The organism is Rossellomorea sp. y25 (assembly GCF_038049935.1).
Taxonomy (GTDB): Bacteria; Bacillota; Bacilli; order Bacillales; family Bacillaceae_B; genus Rossellomorea.
In genome coordinates this window covers 1676119-1691610 of sequence record NZ_CP145886.1, presented here as the reverse complement: position 1 = coordinate 1691610, position 15492 = coordinate 1676119, and the positions used below count along the sequence as shown (strand labels likewise).

The 15492-nt window shown below is 39.5% G+C and carries 21 protein-coding genes; 5 read left to right on the top strand and 16 right to left on the bottom strand.

Annotated features, from left to right (window positions below):
* Window positions 1–117: 117 nt before the first annotated feature.
* Both AAEM60_RS08455 and AAEM60_RS08450 read right to left on the bottom strand, forming a co-directional pair.
* Window positions 118–1110, bottom strand: coding sequence for a TAXI family TRAP transporter solute-binding subunit (locus tag AAEM60_RS08455; protein WP_299740339.1), 993 nt, complete (start codon window positions 1108–1110; stop codon window positions 118–120).
* Window positions 1111–1424: 314 nt separating this feature from the next.
* Window positions 1425–1979, bottom strand: a complete 555-nt coding sequence (locus AAEM60_RS08450) for a phosphatidylglycerophosphatase A (protein WP_299740337.1) — start codon at window positions 1977–1979, stop codon at window positions 1425–1427.
* A 151-nt stretch (window positions 1980–2130) separates the two neighbouring features.
* Between AAEM60_RS08450 and AAEM60_RS08445 the strand changes: the two genes are divergently transcribed.
* From AAEM60_RS08445 to AAEM60_RS08430, 4 genes are all read left to right on the top strand, one after another.
* On the top strand, window positions 2131–2856 hold the full coding sequence (locus tag AAEM60_RS08445; RefSeq protein WP_299740335.1) for an esterase family protein: 726 nt from the start codon (window positions 2131–2133) through the stop codon (window positions 2854–2856).
* 172 nt (window positions 2857–3028) lie between these two features.
* Window positions 3029–3547: a YjcG family protein gene (locus AAEM60_RS08440; protein ID WP_299740333.1), complete on the top strand. Its 519-nt coding sequence runs from the start codon at window positions 3029–3031 to the stop codon at window positions 3545–3547.
* Between the two features lie 3 nt (window positions 3548–3550).
* On the top strand, window positions 3551–3973 hold the full coding sequence (locus AAEM60_RS08435) for a GNAT family N-acetyltransferase (protein WP_299740331.1): 423 nt from the start codon (window positions 3551–3553) through the stop codon (window positions 3971–3973).
* Window positions 3974–4103: 130 nt separating this feature from the next.
* Complete coding sequence (locus tag AAEM60_RS08430; protein ID WP_341357811.1) at window positions 4104–4778, top strand: DUF421 domain-containing protein; 675 nt, start codon at window positions 4104–4106, stop codon at window positions 4776–4778.
* Here the strand turns inward: AAEM60_RS08430 and AAEM60_RS08425 are convergent.
* The 10 genes from AAEM60_RS08425 to AAEM60_RS08380 all read right to left on the bottom strand — a co-directional run bounded on the left by AAEM60_RS08425 (window position 4775) and on the right by AAEM60_RS08380 (window position 10809).
* Window positions 4775–5671, bottom strand: a complete 897-nt coding sequence (locus AAEM60_RS08425) for an MBL fold metallo-hydrolase (protein WP_299740327.1) — start codon at window positions 5669–5671, stop codon at window positions 4775–4777. The two genes, AAEM60_RS08430 and AAEM60_RS08425, sit on opposite strands and share 4 nt — an antisense overlap.
* Before the next feature lie 115 nt (window positions 5672–5786).
* A complete protein-coding gene (locus AAEM60_RS08420) occupies window positions 5787–6065 on the bottom strand; it encodes a hypothetical protein (RefSeq protein ID WP_299740325.1) in 279 nt (92 codons plus the stop codon).
* Window positions 6066–6282: 217 nt separating this feature from the next.
* On the bottom strand, window positions 6283–6543 hold the full coding sequence (locus AAEM60_RS08415) for a stage VI sporulation protein F (protein ID WP_113970022.1): 261 nt from the start codon (window positions 6541–6543) through the stop codon (window positions 6283–6285).
* Window positions 6544–6946: 403 nt separating this feature from the next.
* The gene (locus tag AAEM60_RS08410; RefSeq protein ID WP_082051146.1) at window positions 6947–7063 is read right to left on the bottom strand and encodes a YjcZ family sporulation protein; all 117 of its coding nucleotides are present in this window, start codon (window positions 7061–7063) and stop codon (window positions 6947–6949) included.
* Between the two features lie 80 nt (window positions 7064–7143).
* Window positions 7144–7836 (bottom strand): DUF421 domain-containing protein, encoded by a 693-nt coding sequence (locus AAEM60_RS08405; RefSeq protein ID WP_299740322.1) that lies wholly within the window; start codon window positions 7834–7836, stop codon window positions 7144–7146.
* Window positions 7837–7851: 15 nt separating this feature from the next.
* Entirely contained in the window at window positions 7852–8208 is a 357-nt protein-coding gene (gene spoVAE / locus AAEM60_RS08400; protein ID WP_044337663.1) for a stage V sporulation protein AE, read from the bottom strand.
* 18 nt (window positions 8209–8226) lie between these two features.
* Window positions 8227–9243 (bottom strand): stage V sporulation protein AD, encoded by a 1017-nt coding sequence (gene spoVAD / locus AAEM60_RS08395; protein WP_299740318.1) that lies wholly within the window; start codon window positions 9241–9243, stop codon window positions 8227–8229.
* Window positions 9243–9713, bottom strand: coding sequence for a stage V sporulation protein AC (spoVAC, locus tag AAEM60_RS08390; RefSeq protein WP_341357810.1), 471 nt, complete (start codon window positions 9711–9713; stop codon window positions 9243–9245). Before spoVAC ends, spoVAD begins: the two co-directional genes overlap by 1 nt.
* A gap of 12 nt (window positions 9714–9725) precedes the next feature.
* Complete coding sequence (locus tag AAEM60_RS08385; protein ID WP_299740314.1) at window positions 9726–10193, bottom strand: sporulation protein; 468 nt, start codon at window positions 10191–10193, stop codon at window positions 9726–9728.
* Window positions 10194–10458: 265 nt separating this feature from the next.
* Entirely contained in the window at window positions 10459–10809 is a 351-nt protein-coding gene (locus AAEM60_RS08380; protein WP_299740312.1) for a DUF1360 domain-containing protein, read from the bottom strand.
* Between the two features lie 128 nt (window positions 10810–10937).
* Here AAEM60_RS08380 and AAEM60_RS08375 point away from each other — a divergent pair, with 128 nt between their 5' ends.
* Window positions 10938–11423 carry a CotY/CotZ family spore coat protein gene (locus AAEM60_RS08375; RefSeq protein WP_299740310.1) on the top strand — a complete coding sequence of 162 codons (486 nt, stop codon included), beginning with the start codon at window positions 10938–10940 and terminating at the stop codon, window positions 11421–11423.
* A 47-nt stretch (window positions 11424–11470) separates the two neighbouring features.
* On the opposite strand, the gene AAEM60_RS08370 is transcribed toward AAEM60_RS08375, so the two are convergent.
* From AAEM60_RS08370 to AAEM60_RS08355, 4 genes are all read right to left on the bottom strand, one after another.
* Window positions 11471–12025 carry a CotO family spore coat protein gene (locus AAEM60_RS08370; RefSeq protein WP_299740308.1) on the bottom strand — a complete coding sequence of 185 codons (555 nt, stop codon included), beginning with the start codon at window positions 12023–12025 and terminating at the stop codon, window positions 11471–11473.
* A 148-nt stretch (window positions 12026–12173) separates the two neighbouring features.
* Complete coding sequence (gene fabI / locus AAEM60_RS08365; RefSeq protein WP_113969974.1) at window positions 12174–12950, bottom strand: enoyl-ACP reductase FabI; 777 nt, start codon at window positions 12948–12950, stop codon at window positions 12174–12176.
* A gap of 81 nt (window positions 12951–13031) precedes the next feature.
* A complete protein-coding gene (locus AAEM60_RS08360) occupies window positions 13032–13517 on the bottom strand; it encodes a DinB family protein (RefSeq protein ID WP_299740305.1) in 486 nt (161 codons plus the stop codon).
* A 112-nt stretch (window positions 13518–13629) separates the two neighbouring features.
* Complete coding sequence (locus AAEM60_RS08355; RefSeq protein ID WP_299740303.1) at window positions 13630–15492, bottom strand: monovalent cation:proton antiporter family protein; 1863 nt, start codon at window positions 15490–15492, stop codon at window positions 13630–13632.

Genomic DNA, 15492 nt, shown 5'->3' with positions numbered 1-15492 from the left:
AAAGTCCCCACCATTCCATTTACTACTGCTTTACTTACCATATTTTTAGCCTATACCAAAACAAAAGAATAGACCGTTTTACGCGGCCTATCCCTTCGTCTATCTGCTGGTGTGGATCTATTCCATTGAAACGCCTTTTTCATCAAAGTATTTCTTCGCACCAGGATGTAATTCAATTCCCATACCCTTCAGTCCATCTTCAGCCTTGATTAACTTACCTTTGGCATGAGTGATTGCATCTGTATTTTCAAAAATGGCTTTTGTAACATCATAGATTACATCTTCGGAAATATCAGCATTTGTTACTAACATTGCACGAACAGCAACTGTTGTAACTGCCTCATCGACTTTACTGTACGTCCCAGAAGGAATTTCGTCCTCGGAGTAGTACGGATATTTTTCGATCAGCTCACTGATTTTGCCGGATTCAACTGGTACGATTGCGATGTCTTCCGTTGCTGCTAACCCTTCAACCGCTCCTGTTGGCGTACCTGAAGTGATGAACGCTGCATCGATTGTACCATCTTGGATACCTGTTGTTGAATCATCAAATGATAAGTTACGAGCCTCTAAATCTTCTAAAGTGATTCCGTGAACTTCCAGGATTTGTTTCGCATTAAGTAAAGTTCCTGATCCTGCTTCACCGACTGAAACGACTTTACCCTTTAAATCTTCAACTGACTGGATACCTGAATCCTTTGTTGTAACGATTTGAATCGTTTCAGGATAAAGAGTAGCAATTCCACGTGCATTTTCTACCTTGTTATCGCTGAACATTTCTGTTCCTTCAGATGCATAAGAAGCGATATCTGTTTGTGTAAAAGCGATTTCAGTTTTTCCATCTTTAATAGATGCCATATTTTCCGCAGATGCACCAGATGTTGAAGCAGATGCTTTAATTCCTGTTTCATCTTGAATGATTTTAGCAAATGTTCCGCCTAACGGGTAATATGTACCCCCTGTTCCACCTGTAGCAATTCCAATGAAGTCAACCTCTTTGTTACCTTCACCCTCAGATGATCCTCCACCTGATCCGCCGCCACATGCAGCAAGAATGACAGATAGAACTAGAAGTAGTGCAGTGCTTAGAAATAAACTGCGTTTTTTCATATTCTAATTCCCCCTATTAAATTTTATACGTTAACGAAATAATTGTAACACAGTCTGTAACAATCTTGTCAAATCAAATACATAAACCTTTAACATTTTTCATAAAAAAACTATCTTCACACCCCATTTTGCGATCGGGACCTGTAATGTGGCTTGTTCCAATCTTGTCAGTCATTTCACAAATGTATAGAGAATGTATAAAGCGGTTACATTTCCCGACCCTTTTTTCATCCATCACAGATATTTGTCCATATAAAAAAGACTGAAAAAGAATCACTCCTCTTCAGTCCATCTGTTATATATCAAAGTACATTCTAACCTATTAACTCTTCATCCTCAAACTTCATCTTATCTTCTTCCGAGATATTTTCTTCACGATCCCTCAAGCTATGTGCAATTCTTGAAGATGCATTCGCCGCAATACTTGCCACGATATCATCTAAAAAGGTATGTACACCCTTCCCGTTCTTCGTATCCAAGTCGCGGATGATGCCAATCTTATTTTTGTCAAGATGACCAAAAGTGGTAACAGCGATGCTTCCATAACCAAGTGCTGCACCCAATGCAATGGTCTCGTCTACTCCAAATAAGCCCTCATCTGATTCCACAATCGATTGAAGGGGCTCGGAAAGCTTCTTCTCCTCAGCAAGTTGATCTAATTCCACCCCTACGAGGATCGCATGCTGAATCTCCCTTTTCAACAACACTTTCTTCACACTGTCGATACAATCTTCCATATTTAATCCATTATTATATGGATACTGCATTTCATAGACGATTTCAGCAATATCCTCTATTAATACGCCCCTATCTTTCAGCCTTTGTAAGGCAGCTTTGGTTACATCTCTTGAATGTACAGGTTTGCTCATTCTGATACCCCTTTCTAAACAGTCCATCAACTTACTTAAATTATAGCATTGTTTTGAATTTTCGTATTGCAATCCGCTTTAGGGAATTATCCTAGAGAATATGATACAATCTTTCTGTAAACGTTAACACTGATTATAGGAGGCTATCGTCATGACAACCGCAAGAGGAACTGTAACCGAATTAAACCTCTTTAGTAAAGAATTGAATGAAGAGATCAAGATGCTCGTATACCTTCCAGCTACTTTTTCTCCCCTCTATAAATATTCACTCCTGATTACCCAGGATGGTAAAGACTACTTCCAACTTGGAAGAATACCTAGATTAGTCGATGAACTTCTCGGGAATAGGGAAATTGAAAACATGATCATCGTCGGGGTTCCTTATAAAAATGTTGAGGATCGCAGAAGAAAATATCACCCGCACGGTGAAGAAAATGATGCTTACATCCGCTTTTTAGCACATGAATTGGTCCCGTATCTGGATGAGCATTATCCTACCTATCATATGGGGATGGGACGTGCCCTGGTTGGTGATTCATTAGGAGCGACCGTTTCACTAATGACCGCATTGAAATATCCAAATACATTTGGCAAGGTTCTTCTTCAGTCACCTTTCGTCAACGAGAAAGTGTTAGAAGCAGTGGAAAACTTCTCACAACCTCACCTATTAAGCATTTACCATATCATTGGTCAGCAAGAAACAGAGGTGAAAACGACGGACGGGAAAGTCAAAGACTTCTTAAATCCAAACCGTCAGCTTCACGAAACATTCGATCATAATGGATTCTCTTCCTTTTATGATGAATTTGACGGGGACCACACCTGGAAACACTGGCAGCCTGATCTAAGACGTGCCTTAAAGATGATGTTCAGCTAAACAATTGTTCGTTCACCTCTTTCAAGCATACTCATCAAATGAACGGAGGGAAGCTATTTTCTGCATATTGAAAAGTACCTTCCCTCTTTCGTTCGCCCTATATTAAATTTTTGAAAAATTTGCTATACTATACATATTACAAAGATAGTTAAATAGAGGAGGATTGAAGAAAATGAATTATGGTATAGTCATTTTCCCATCGAAAAAGCTACAAGATATCGCAAACTCTTATAGGAAACGTTATGATCCTCATTATGCTTTAGTTCCACCACATTTGACATTAAAAAATGTCTTTAGTGCAGATGATGATCAAATCAAAGATATCGCTAATAAATTAGCTGCTATTTCAAAGAAATATGATCCATTCAATCTTAAAGTGTATAAAGTAAGTTCTTTTCAGCCTGTGAACAATGTAATCTATTTCAAGGTGAACTCCACTCCTGAACTGCAAGGGTTACACGATGACATGCATAGTCAAAACTTCATGGGTGACGAGCCGGAATTCGCTTTCGTTCCTCACATAACTGTCGCACAAAAGCTTTCAAATGATGAACACTCCGATATTTTCGGATCATTGCGTATGCTTGGAATCGATCATGAAGAAACCATTGACCGATTTCACTTGTTGTATCAATTAGAAAACGGGTCTTGGACAGTATACGAAACCTTCCGTTTAGGAAAGGAAGAGTAAGAGTTGAAAGTCGAAGTTGCCAAAACAGAAGATCAAATCCAAGAGGTATTCAACATAAGAAAGACAGTGTTTGTGGAAGAACAAAAGGTTCCCCTTGAAGAAGAAATCGATGAATTCGAAAATGATTCCACACACTTTGTCCTCTACGATCAAAACCACGCAGTAGGTGCCGGTCGATTCCGTATTCTCGACGGAATCGGGAAAGTGGAAAGAATATGCGTTTTAGAGTCTGCCAGAGGAAAAGGAGCAGGTCGTGAAATCATGCTCGCCATCGAAGAATACGCTAAGCAACAGCCCTTATCTCAATTAAAATTAAATGCTCAAACATATGCAATCCCTTTTTATGAGAGCTTAGACTACAAAGTTACGTCTGATGAATTTCTGGACGCAGGGATCCCTCATAAAGCGATGAAAAAGGATATCTAAAAGGAACAAGCAATTAAGCAGATCAGCTTAATTGCTTGTTCCTTTTTTGCTTTATCAAATCCCATATAAAGAAGTATATTACATTATCAACTCGTCGATAATGAGATAGTGTATGGGAAGGGGGATCCTTATGGAATTCATGTCGATTGCCGTCGAGTTAATCGTAGGATATTTTGCCTTATTGATTCTTACAAAAATCCTTGGTAAGACTCAAATCACACAAATATCTGCTTTTGATTTCATTTCAGCACTAATATTAGGTGAACTTGTAGGTAACTCCCTTTATGATGGCAAAGTCAGTGTGCTTCCGATCCTTACAGCCATTTTCATTTGGGGCAGCTTGATCTTTTTCACGGAGTATTTCACTCAGAAATCGAGACGATTCCGCCATATGCTGGAAGGAACACCTGCATTGATCATTAATAAAGGGAAGATTAACTTTGATGAACTCAAGAAGAATCACTTAGATCTTAATCAGCTTCAGCATTTACTTCGTGCTAAAGATATTTTCTCAGTCAGGGAATGTGAATATGCCCTATTAGAGTCTGACGGTACACTAAGTGTCATTAGAAAGCCCCTTTATGAAATCGTTCAGCGCCAAGACCTGAATATCCCTGCGAAAACAGCTACTCTCCCACTATCTTTAATCGTGGACGGAGAAATCGTTTATGATAATTTAAAGCTAGCCGAGCAAAAAGAGGATTGGCTGTTGAATGAAATAAAAAAACAAGGCTTCCTCTCTTCCGAAGACGTTTTATATGCCGAATGGGAAGAAGGAGAAAGCCTGTTAGTCCAAGGGTATTAATGGGGCATAACGATGAGTTCATTCTCTCTTATCGTGAAGGATAGGAGTTTCTTTCTTTCAAGACTGGTAAGATAAGCCGTCACCGACGTTCTGAACAAGAGCCATTGCCCCACATTCGATACAGTTATTTTATGTAACTGCAAATACTCTTTTACTACTTTTTCAAAGGAACAACCTTCTGAACTCTCATTCACAAGTGTGAGAAGTGAGTTCATTCGTTCTTCATGAAGATCGATATTCTCTTGGACCGTTTCAACATAGCTCTCTTCATAGTTTCCGTGACCTGGAATTGCTCCTTTGCATGTAATGTGAAGGAGTTTTTTTAATGAATCCAGGGTTTGATCCGCATCCACAATAAACGGAACAACATGTTTTTCCAACGTCTCCCTGCCAAAATAACTGTCCGCCGCATATAAAATACCATCCATAAGGAGTCCCACCTGACCATATGAATGTCCCGGTAAGTCAATTGCTTCGAAAATGAAAGGGCCAATGCTATTTTCACCAACATTCAATTCATCATCAACGGCCACTGATTGTCCTTCTAGAAATTTATTTCTCAAATCTTTTATGGGATTTGCTCCATTAAACAGATAAATGGGCTCCAATATCGAATTCTCTATAATCGCTTTTTCTATTTTAGGAGCAAATAATTGGATCTCGTATTTTTTTTTCAGGTAGTGAGCTCCGCCAAAATGATCTGCGTGGGCATGAGTGATCACACAATAATTCAGGGGCAGGCCTTCATTTTTTATTATTTTGATCACTTTCTTCATCGATGCATCATCCAGTCCGCAGTCTATGAGGAGACCCTTTCCTTCTTTCACGCAGTAACCTATCGTAACGCTTCCTGTAAATGCATAGCAATGCTCAGTAAGGCTTTGTAGTTTCAAGTTATTACCTCCAGATATGTCAGGAGCTCAAGATCAGTTAAATAAAAAAACCCTAAGGAAGGCTGCACCTTTTGGGATTTTTCAATTTGCCTATAAGTGACCCCCTTAAACTTCTTTATACATATTCGTTAAAATGGTTTCCTTTTCCTGTTAACTGGGCTAATAATTTTGACGGGATGGACGGTTTAGTGAATGCTTGGTATGAAGTTTTGCGTTGTTTTGATCGATATACATGATTGGATGTTCCTGTCTCTTCAGGATGTGCTTGAGATTTATTTTTCATGGGCTTCACTGATTGGACGGGGAGATAGGTGAACGGATGTTTTTCAACTTTTAATTCGCGCTCTTGATACTGTTTATACTGATGGTGAGGAATTGGTGCGATGTATCCCACTTTCATTACCTCCTTGGTAGTAGTTACCCATTTAAGGTTGTGCAATAAACTTTCTGGTGGCTTCCCGTTCGTATGCTGAGACTTTGCAGACCTATGTATAACGAACAACCTGGTGGCTTTGATTGTACTCTCCCAAGGCAAAAAAGAAAGGAGAATTAACATAAAATACGTGCCGGCACACATCTTTATGTCCATTCTCCTTTATTTATATATACCTTTATTTCTTCCCCTTATTTAACATATTGGAAATGGTTCCAAAGTCTAATTGCTTTCCATCATTCACAATCGACTGCACGATCTTATTTTCCATTTCCTTGTTTACAGGTTTATTGGCAATTTTGGATACGCGTTTAATGACGCTTCTGACCGTTGCTTCATCTTTGAAGTTTGCATTTTGTAATGAGTTCGCAAGCTCTAACACTTCGTTCATGTTAACGCCTGTCTTCTTCTCTAAATTCTTAAAAAAGTTATTATTCATTTCCTTAACGCCTCCTTTTAACTATAAGCATCATATGTAAAAAACCCAGGAGCGTGATTATGAATTGGTTTTTTTGAAGATTGAGGATGTTTTTATTTATTTTAGATCGTCTTTACACGATTTTTTTAGAGGACTCGTTGAAGGTTGAAAATCTCTTTGGTATTGTAATTGAATTTAGTGGCCATAAGAATGTTTATTATCGACTTTTCTGATTTATTATCGACTTCGGCCCTTTTATTATCGACTTCCTACCGGTACAACTTCACCACGTTTATTTTCATCTCACTTTCCATCACCTTTCCTGGCACTTCAAACGTATCCATAACCCTCAAAGTGACGCTTCCCCCAATAAAACAAAAAGACAAAATCCCTCCTGTGAGGATTCTGCCTTTTGTACCCCTTTCTAACAGAAGCTAGCTCCAACGATAATTAAAAGAATGAAAAGCACAACGATTAATACAAAAGTTGAACCATATCCGCCTCCGCCATAACCGCAGCCACCGTAACCATATCCATACATTTTAGTATCACCTCTCTTTTACCTTTAGTCTCTTATAACATATGTAAACAGAGAGGAATACGTATGGGCTTTTCAAGATATTATTGTGTGTTTGTCCAATTGTACAGGTCGAAGGTCAGATTTCCTTCACGGTCCAGCTGGGCAAGGAAAATGGATTCAACCTGTAATTGTCTTTTGGTTAGTTCTTTTTGTAACCAGGGCAGGGGAAACCCGACTTCTTGTAGAGCCGCTTCATCTATTTTCCCGTCTGAAATGACAGCCTGTGGAGGAGTGGTTTTTTGTGAGATTTTATATATATCTTCTCGAACAAGTGGCCTCTTTTCTTTTTTGAGCAAAACACTTAGATCACCATTGGTGTCCAGTGAAGCGAACTCGACATCTGCAGCACGGAAAACATCTTTTTTTCTTAATTGTTCCAACAGTTCGTCAACGGAATACTGTTCTTTCTTTAAAGCCTTCTCATCGATATTTCCATCTTTTATAAATACGGTTGGTTTTCCTTCAGCAAATCGTCTAAACCTAATGCTTTTAAGTGACAAATAGGAGAACAGGAGTGGGAACGTAAACCATAAGAGGATGCTCATAAGGCCTTCACTTAATGGCAGGCCCAGATCCATCGAGAGAGTCCCTGCAATGCTTCCAACCGTGATTCCTGTAATGTACTCAAAAAAGGAGAGTTTAGAAAGCTGTTTTTTCCCTAATAATTTTGTAATGGCGAATAGGGAAAGTAAAATGAATATACTGCGTAATGCCACCTCTAAGTACTCAGGCATCAATCTTCACCTCTATTATCCTTTTGGCTTAAAAAGGAGAGCTCCAATGAAACCAAATATGATTGCGGAGGAGATCCCGGAGCTTGTCACTTCAAACATGCCTGTAAGGACTCCCACTATCCCATGTTCCTGTGATTCCTGCATAGCACCATTGACCAGTGCGTTACCAAAGCTCGTTATTGGGATTGTCGCCCCTGCTCCGGCAAAATCTATGAGAGGCTCATATAACCCAAAACCTGAAAAAACCGCTCCTGCCACAACCAGTAAGCTGAGTGTATGGGCTGGGGTTAATTTAGCAACATCAAACAGCAATTGACCAATCACACAAATGATCCCGCCTATTGTAAAGGCCCAAAAAAACATTGCTAACACTTCGCTTCCTCCTTTCCTTTACATATATTCGATGGAAACCGCATGAGCAATACAGGGGATCGTTTCCCCTTGTTGAAATGTCAGAGGTGATAACAAAGCTCCCGTCGCAATAACTAAAATGCGTTTATATGTTCCTTTTTTCATTTCATTTAATAGGTGTCCATAAAGGACTGTAGCTGAACACCCTGGGCCACTGGCTCCAGATTGGACTGGCTGATCATTTCCATATATCAGCATTCCACAATCTTGAAACTGATGTTCTGAAAAGTTATATCCCTTTTCCCTTAACAGTTCAATAGCCGTCTTCCGACCGATTTTGGCGAGATCTCCCGTGATGATCAGGTCGTAGTATGAAGGATCTCTGTCCAGATCTTGAAAGTGCCCCGCAATCGTATCCACTGCAGCTGGTGCCATGGCACCTCCCATATTAAAGGGATCTTTCAATCCCATATCCATCACCTTGCCGATGGTTGCAGATGTAACTCTCGGTGCAGGGGTCGTGACTGATGCTCCTTCTCCGATTACCGCATACCCCGCACCTGTTACTGTCCACTGTGCAGTCGGAGGCTTTTGACCTCCATATTCAGTCGGGTAGCGGAACTGTTTCTCTGTTGCGGAATTGTGGCTTGATGCCCCAGTCACAATATGATGAGCACCATGATAGTTAACCAGGAATGCAGATAATGCCAAACCCTCCATGGACGTTGAGCATGCTCCGAATAAACCGAAGTAAGGGATTCCGTTGGTTCTGGCAGCAAAACTTGATGGGGTAATTTGATTAATAAGATCCCCCGTTAAGAAAAACTGTACATCGCTTTTTTGGAGAGACTGTTTTTCCAGGGCTATTTGAACGGCATCTTCAATGAGTGTTCGATTGGCTTTTTCATACGTATTCTGGCCCATCCAGAGGTCATCATAAAACTGATCGAAGTCGGCAGCTAAGTTCCCTTTCTTTTCAAAGGGGCCGCCAACGACACCGGTAGACAGGATGACAGGATGTGAAGGAAATACCCATGACCTTGAACCTTGAAGCATTAAATCACCCCCAATTGAATTAAGATCGTCTTGATTAATGCAACGACAAAAGCAGAAAATACTCCGAAAACAATAACAGAACCCGCCAATTTAAATAGGTTACCGCCTACCCCTAAAACATATCCTTCCGTTTTATGTTCAATGGCTGCTGCAATAACAGAATTTCCGAACCCTGTTACCGGAACCGCACTACCAGCTCCGGCAAATTGGCCAATATGATCATAGACTCCAAATCCGGTCAGTAGCATCGCTATGAATACCATCGTTGCAACGGTTGGATTTCCTGCCGTCTGCTCAGTAAAGTTGAAGAAATAAATGTACATATACGTAATGGCCTGCCCAATTAAACAGATGAAGCCCCCAACAAAGAATGCCTTGATGATATTTTTCAGGAGGGGGCGCTTTGTTTCATATTTTTTTTCTAATTGCTCATACTTTTTCTGTTCGGGTGTTTTTGGTACTTTCCCCACAAAACATTCCTCCTACGTCTTTTCCTTTTGAAGCTTTACAATCTCCTGAAACTTTTTTTCCGCATCCTTCTTTGAAATTGAACCTCTCTTTAGTTTTTCCTTTAGGCGGATCGTTTCAAGGAATATCTTGTAATCACTGGATAAAATAAAGTCTTCACCTGAGTACTTATCTTCTAGATATTGATCCATCTTTTTTTCGATTTTCTTCATATGGAATCTTTGTAAGTGCTTTACCTTATATACAACGAGCGTTTCTTCTTTTCCTTGAATAACCGCTACGTCATAAAGCTCTTTCATTTTCGATATTTCTCGCTTTATGGCGTGACCGTAGCTATCTGTTTCAGGATTATCCACTAATTCAATGGGTGGTGGATCGGTTTTCTTCATAAGCGCAATCTTGCTATCGTTTCCATCTTCCTTATTGGCGCATCCTATTAAGACCAGTAAAGTAATTGGAACGATGATTCGTTTTTTGTTCATGACATATCCCTCTTTTGTTTGTACTCACCTTTTATTTTTTTCTTAAAGTCAGATTTTATGAAAAAAAAAAAGACTGCCCAATATGAGCAGCTTTATCTTTTCTTCGCTTTTCCACAACCGCATCCTTTTTTCTTAATGGGAGTGTTGGTTGGTTTCTTGGTATTTACAGAAGTATTCTTCATCATAATCGACCTCCTTTACCATCCCCCTTACATTCATTGTATGTGAAATAGGGTAAGCTTGTTTCCACTAATTACCTAATTATTTATTCCCTTATCCAACTTTGGACAGCCGCCTCTATTATGGAAGCAACACCAGCAACTGCCAATACTGTTATAAACGGGTTAAAAAACACAGGAATGAAAATATTTCCTACATATAGAATTACAGCAACCCACATACCTGTACACCAATAACACGATATTAGTTCCCCTACAAACCCTTTTACTCCACCCTTTTTGGGTAAAAGGAAAATTTCTTCCACCCCATCTTTTGACATTTCGGGTACTTCATCGAAAAATGGAGATCTCAAAAATTCAGTTATTTTGTCAAAAACGATGAGGTGAGTCATTCTAAACACAGCAAGCCCCAAGATAATGATGTCAAGTATTCCCATACTTCCACTCCTTTTTTAAACTAATATCCAGCCCAATTTAGTCAAAAGGGGCATTTGTCCGTTACCCAAATTCCTCTTCTACAATATGTTATTAATGTAGTGAAAATTATTTAAGGAGGAAAATTCTTATGGGTTGCGGAAATTACAGAAAAGATGACATTGCAGGTGCAAGAGACCGCGGTTGTGTATGCCTTGCTGTTCGTGCTATTAAAGATGTTCAAGATGCAGCAGATCAAGACTGTTTTGATTGTAAAAATGATTGTTTTCTTGAGCCATTAGGATCTTTAGTAAGTCCAGTTGGAAATGCACCAAATACTCGTGTTTTCAAACTCTATAATAAAAAAGGAGACCTATTTAAGGTACACCCTAAACATTATTGCTGGAAAACACCTTACTTCCGTGTGAAGAACGTATTTGACGACTGCTGTGCAACACTTCAAGTATTGAAGAAAGTTCACGTTACAGGTGCAGACGTAGAATCAGAAGACGAATTAATGGGGTTAAACAATAACTTCGTCTACGAATTGACTGGAGATTGTATTACAGTTGATCTGGATTGCTTCTGTGCTATCCAATGTATCGATGATGTTAGAGTAGAAGGCGTTTGTGACTAAGCAGTAACGAGAATAAAAAGCCAGTCGGATATTCCGGCTGGCTTCTTTCATTTCAAACCTATGATTTTAATCGCCTTTATAGAATTTCTTTTCAAAGTGATTTCTTCACCTTGAAACGTTTTTATATCAATGGATGCGCTATCTGCACTGGTTAATACACCACGATACACCCCTTCTTCTGTTTGAAACGCACATGGAAATGGGGCTCTCCCCATTATGCTCTGCTGCATATATTCTATTTTCCCATCCAGATCCAGGTCCTTAAAAGGAGTAAGTGGTTTAAAGTAACTGTCATGTGAAAGCTCTTGCCCTAATTCACTGTGAATGGTTTTTGGTTCTTCACTCTTAGGTGACTCTTTTTTTATGGGTTCAGTTTCTCTTTTTACAATAGTGTGATATTCAGGCTGTTTTAACTTCCCTAAAGGGGCAGCTTCAAATAACTCAGTGCTTTTCCTTTCAACGGGCCGGACATTTCTTTCTACTTGTTTAGGTTGAACGTTTCTTGACGATGATCCTCTATATACTTCTTGCATGCTGCTGCTGTTCACATCATTTAACCTGGGCTGATGTATATATAATAGTGGCTTTTTCTGTCTATTCAATCCTATCCCTCCATTCATTCTACATTTATATGTATGCAGGATGCGCCTATGAGTTTCTTCTTAGATTCTTGAAAATACTATCAAAACATAACAAAAAGAACCCAGGCTACAAGAAAGTTCTGCAACCTGGGTTCTGTCATTTTTATTTTTAGCCTAATACATGATAACCGGAGTCTACATGCAGGTTCTCACCTGTGATGCCTCTTGAATAATCACTAAAAAGGAATACAGCCGTATCACCGACTTCTTCTTGTGTGGTATTGCGGCGAAGTGGAGCACGTTCTTCGATTTCTTTCAGGATGCTGTTGAAGTCACCTACACCTTTAGCAGATAAGGTACGGATTGGTCCTGCAGAAATGGCATTCACTCGAATACCATGCTTACCAAGATCACTGGCAAGATACTTCACACTTGCTTCAAGAGATGCTTTCGCTACACCCATCACGTTGTAGTTTTGCATCACTCTCTCCCCGCCAAGGTACGTCATGGAAACGATACTTCCACCCTCAGTCATAAGATCCTTTGCCACTTTAGCAACCGCAGTCAATGAATAAGAGCTGATGTTGTGAGCCAGAAGGAAACCGTCTCTTGTTGTGTTCATATAATCTCCAGCCAGCTCTTCTTTATTGGCAAATGCAATACAATGAGCCAGTCCGTGGATCACGCCGACTTCTTCTTTGATGGTTGCAAAGCATTTTTCAATGTCTTCATCACTTGTTACATCACAAGGCAGAACAAGTGAATCTTCGCCGCCTTCTAATGTCCCGGCGAGATCTCTAACTCCTTTTTCAAAACGCTCCCCTGCATATGTAAAAATCAACCGTGCACCGGATTGATGTAATGATCGGGCAATTCCCCATGCTATACTGCGTTTATTTGCAACTCCCATAACGACATATGTTTTACCTTTTAATGAAAGAGTCATTATAATCCTCCTAATTTATACATGTTATTAGTACCTACTACTAATTCTACAGTAATCCATCACAAAAGAAAAGAAGAATTCCTACAGGATTCGCCTTTTAACTTCTTCGATTTGAACTAAATGCCTCTGTTCATGTTTACCGAGAAGCTCTAACACTTGCCATATGGGCATATTTCCAAATCGATGATGATTCATGGATCGACTTTTCAAGCCCTCTTTCGTGTATAACTCCAGGAAGCGTGTAGTGAGTGACCGGGATTCATCTAAGGCTAAAATCAATGCTTCTTTTTTTTGAGGCTCAGAAGTTGGTTCGATTGGTGCCTTCAATTTTTTAGATGGATCATCAAACACGGATAAGTCAGCTCGATTTTCACTTGATCCTGATTGACTCTCCGCTGAATCGAGAGCCAATGTTAAAAATCTTTTTTCAGCTCCAGCCAGATGGAGAACAATTTGAGCTATGCTCCATTCCTCTGGCGAAGGCTGTTCGTTCAACTTCTCTACAGGTACATCCATGAAACTCCCTTTCACCTTTTCCCTGATTTCAATTACTTTTGTTTCCCACATATACTTACCTCCATTTAGTATATCTCTCTTATTAGATATTAGTGGTAAGAGAGTAAACTCCTCTAAAAAATAAAACTTCCCAAGAAAAAATTCTTGGGAAGTTGGTTATTTCTTAGCAATACTCACAGAATTCAAGCTCGCGTTTAAGTTCATCTACATATTCTTTAGAACCGGTCACAATCAAGCGGTCGTTCATGTGCAGTTCTGTATCTCCGTGAGGAACAATGGAGTCTTTCCCTCTAAAGATCCGAACAAAGATAACGTCTCCCGTGAATGGAAATTTCCTGAGTGTCATACCTTCGAACTGACTGTTTAACATCCGGATTTCATATAGGGATGTTTCTTGGTTAGTAAGGATATTCATCACAGAAGGTGACTCGATCAGCGCACGTAATAAGGCTTTCGTTGACAGAAACACGGAATATACTTCAATGTCCTGTTCACGCAGAGTCTCATGTAAGTCTGGACTCTCAACCCTTACAATGACACGATTGACACCATATTCCTTAGCAGTGACGGCAAGTGTTGCATTTATTTCTTCATCACCTGTTGAAATCACTATGATATCAGAGTCAAAGATGTTGTTCTCTTCAAGCGTGTCTATTTCGTAATTATCGATTTCGTTGATGGTAAATAAAGAATCGGCGATATTACGATCAGACTTATCTTGTTTTGTATGATATAAGACCGGCTCATAAAGGGAGGAATGAAGTTCCCTGGAAACCGGCATTGTAAGCTGATTCGCTCCCAAGAATGTAATCTTAAGCTTTTTCTCTTTTGCACTTTCCCTTGGGAAGAGCTTCTTAAAGAATATAGGTGTAATAATACATGTAATCACCGCTACTAAAATGAGCGTACCACTCATTTGTGGTGTGATAATTTCTATTCTCTCCGCGATTTTCGCAGCAGCAATAACGAGTGACAGTGTCGATGTTAATAAGAATGCTGAAGCAATCGTTGTTTTCGTATCATACCAGTACTTCAGCAAGTAAACAGGAATGACTTTCGAAACCAGGAATGCAAGAAGCAGTAATGGAATTAACAGCAGCATCTTTTTATCGCTGAGCAGCGATCCAAGATCCAACTCAACCCCGACCATCACGAAGAATATGGGGATCAGGAATCCATATCCAAAGGAATCAAGCTTATGGACCATTTCCTGATTCGGTGCTAATAATGATACAAGTACACCGGCAAGGAAAGCTCCCAGAATGTTTTCGGCTCCAACCGTCTCAGACACTGCAACCAATAAGATGATTAATGTAAAAACGGCACGTGTACCGATTTGAACGGTTCCTGTTGATAAACTCTTGATGAAGGAGTTGTTCTTTAATCTCTTCGCCAGGAAATATAAGAGGACCCCAACACCAAATAGGATCAGAAGAAGCCACATGTTTCCATGACCTTCACCGTAAAGGGACACAAATACAGCCAGTAATATCATTGTCACAAGGTCGGCAATAACCGCTACAAGCAAAATGATTTGACCAATGGCCGATTTCATTATATGTGCTTCTTTTAGAGTAGGAACGACTACTCCCAGTGAAATCGTTGAAATGATCAAGGTCATTAAGAATGCATTATTAATAAGTCCGAATAAGACGAATAGATAAGACAGTCCAAGTGAAACAAAGAAAATCCCAATAAATATAATGGTGGCTACCTTAAGACGATTCGGTTCTTCTTTTCCATTAGGTAACCGTTCTTTTTTCTTTTTCCCTCCTGAAAAAGCAGTGAAATCAATTTCCAGTCCGCTTAAAAACATAAGAAAAATAAATCCTAAAGTAGACAGTGTTTCTAACCACATGTCCTGGTGAACGATATTAAATCCGCTCTTACCTATTATTAAACCCATAATAATTTCAGCGATTACAACAGGGATAAAATTCAGTTTAAATCGATGTAGCAATATGGGAGTTAAAAATGCTACTAGAATAACAATGACAAGTGATGTAACAGATGCATGTTGTTCCAT